The organism is Acanthopleuribacter pedis (genome assembly GCF_017377855.1).
Lineage (GTDB): Bacteria > Acidobacteriota > Holophagae > Acanthopleuribacterales > Acanthopleuribacteraceae > Acanthopleuribacter > Acanthopleuribacter pedis.
This window is the reverse complement of the sequence record NZ_JAFREP010000088.1, coordinates 1-2762: the sequence shown is the minus strand read 5'-3', so window position 1 is coordinate 2762 and position 2762 is coordinate 1. Positions and strand designations below refer to the sequence as shown.

Sequence of the window (2762 nt, the reverse complement as noted above, 5' to 3'; positions counted from 1 at the left end):
TGGTAACGCTAAGCTAAAAGGGACCCACCAAAAGGGGTAACGACAAACGAAAAGGGACCCACGCTAACCGAAAATCTGCTTTCTTTGGCATATCGGAAAAAAGCTGAAGGAGGCAGATCTGGAGTGATTAGCATGGATCAGTATGAGTTTATCAGAACAGCACACCGCCAATACGGAAAAGGCATTCGACAGATTGCACGTGAGTTCGGGCACAGCCGGAAGACCGTGCGAAAGGCCCTCGCGGGGATGGCACCGGAGTACCGAATGAGCGAGAAACGAAAAAGCCCGGTCATGGGTCCTGTCCGTGAGGTTGTTGACCGAATCTTGATCGATGACCGGCAGCAACCGAAGAAACAACGGCACACGGCTAAACGAATCTATGACCGGCTGGTGGAAGAGTATGGCTTCCAAGGCGCGGAATCGACGGTGCGGCATTACATTCGCAAACGCAGAGCGGAGCTTGGCGTGGAGACAACGGAAGCGATGGTTCCCCTATGCCCGGAAGTTTACGGCGAGGCGGAAGTGGATTGGGGTGAAGCAGTGGTGAAGATGGGCGGCGAAGCACGAAAGGTCAAACTGTTCTGCATGCGCCCCCGGTTTTCGGGAAAACCGTTTGTACGCGCCTATCCCAACGAAGCCCAAGAGATGTTCTTGGACGCCCATGTCCATGCATTTGCCTTCTACGGCGGTGTCTTCCCCGTCATCGTTTACGACAATTTAAAAACGGCGGTCGCCAAAGTCTTGAAAGGCAAGCAGCGGGTCGAACAGAACCAATTCAAGTTGTTCCGTGCCCATTACACGTTCCAGGCCGTGTTTTGCAATGCGGCCCGAGGTAATGAAAAAGGCGGCGTAGAAGGGCAGGTTAAATACGCAAGACGGAACTTCCTCGTCCCCATTCCAGAAGTCGCGGACTTTGAGGAATTAAACAAGATGCTGCTGACGGCCTGTGAGCAACAAAACGAAAGGGTTCTGGGGGGCCGTGAAGATCGACGGACCATCGCGGCGCGTTTTGAGGAAGAAGCCGCGCACTTGTTAAAGCTGCCGGCCGCGGCCTACGTCGCTCAGAAACTCGTCTCGGCCAAGGTTGATAAGTACCAAACGGTGCGGGTTGAGGGGGTTCGCTATTCGGTGCCACGTGAATTCACGGGTCGCCGGGTTGAGGTGGCGGTAGGCTGCGAAAAGGTCGGGATTGCCTGGGGAAAGGCGAAAATCGCCGAGCATCAACGGTGCTTCAAGGCGAGGGCGTGGGTCCTCGAACCGCAACATTACCTGGACACGCTTTACGAGAAGGTGACGGCATTCGAGCGGGCAAAACCCATCCGTGAATGGCGCAAGACTTGGCCGGAAAGCCACGAACGCATGCTGTCCCTCATGCGTCACCATCACGGTGAACGGAACGGCGGGCGTGCCTTTTTGGAAGTCCTCATGCTCTACCGGAAGCATAGCCGGGCAGACGTGGAGGCGGTGGTCGAAACAGCCTTGGAGCAGCAGATCTTCGACGGTGCAAGCATCCGCTGTTTGCTGGAAGGCTTGGTGGACGACGAAACACCACCGCCACGACTCGCCAATGAACACCTACCGGAGCAATGCAGAACGCGCCATGAAGCCCCTAATTTAAGCCGGTATGACGCGCTTGTGGAGGCCGCCTCATGAAGCAGGCCGAGCAACTCATCCTAGAAAGCACGTTGACGCAACTCAAGCTACCGACGATCAGAAGAGGTTATCGTGAAGCGGCAAGAGCGGCCGAGGACAGCGGTGCAAGTTACGAGAGCTACCTTCTGGCGCTGGTGTCCGGCGAGCAAGAGCAACGTCAAGCCAACCAACTCAAGCGTCGCCTGCGAGAGGCCGGGTTCCCGCAAATGAAACCGCTGGAACAAACGGATCTCGCGAAATGGCCCGGTTTCGAAGCGCGGAAGGTCAAGCGTCTGGCGGACGGTGAATACCTACAACGCAAAGAAAACATCGTGTTGATTGGGAAACACGGGACGGGTAAAACACACGCCGCCTTGGCGTTGGGGATTGAAGCCTGCCGCATGGGTCGCCGGGTGAAGTTCACAACGGCGGCGACCCTGGTCAATCAATTAGTCGAGGCACGGGATGACCGGCAGTTGAAGAACATCACGCGGAAGCTTCGCGCCTACCATCTCTTGATCGTTGACGAGTTGGGGTACATTCCCTTCAGCCGCGAGGGCGCTCAGTTGCTGTTTCAAGTGCTTAGCGAGCGTTACGAACACGCCTCAACGTTGATCACCACAAACCTTGCATTCTCCGAATGGAACCAGGTATTTGGCGATGCGAACCTAACAGCCGCGCTGCTGGACCGGGTGACACATCACTGTCACATCCAACAGTTCAATTGGGAGAGCATCCGTTTTACCGAGAGCATGAAAAACAGGGAGGTTACGGCTTAGTTTTTTGAATGTGACATCCCAGCATAAGCCCTCCACTCCGTGGCCTCAAGGGTTGTCCTCAACGCGACAATCGCGCCGGTTCGCCCGCGGCGATCCGTCACGCTTCCCGCATTTCCGGGAACCCTTGACCCCACTCCGCTCCAGGCTTGGGACAAAGATGTCACAATCAAAAAAGGAAAAAAATGGTGGTTAGGCACGAGGGACGTCGAACGCCTGTCTTCGAACGAAACACCACCATCAACCAAAGGCTCTTCACCTCAAGCTGAGAGAGCCGGGAATCCGTGTACCCACAAAAACGGTGGGTCCCTTTTCGGTGATCGAGGTGGGTCCCTTTTTGCTTGCCAAATACAG

At 55.8% G+C, this 2762-nt stretch carries 2 protein-coding genes; both read left to right on the top strand.

Translation table 11 applies throughout. The features are described from left to right. Positions 1–84: 84 nt before the first annotated feature. Entirely contained in the window at positions 85–1653 is a 1569-nt protein-coding gene (gene istA, locus J3U88_RS33950) for an IS21 family transposase (protein ID WP_207863669.1), read from the top strand. Beyond that, positions 1650–2411: an IS21-like element helper ATPase IstB gene (gene istB / locus J3U88_RS33945; protein ID WP_207863668.1), complete on the top strand. Its 762-nt coding sequence runs from the start codon at positions 1650–1652 to the stop codon at positions 2409–2411. Before istA ends, istB begins: the two co-directional genes overlap by 4 nt. Positions 2412–2762: the final 351 nt, after the last annotated feature.

What these genes read in the sequence shown, in the direction of transcription:
- istB (WP_207863668.1), top strand. Translation starts at nt 1,650, where the DNA reads ATGAAGCAGGCCGAGCAACTCATCCTAGAAAGCACGTTGACGCAACTC.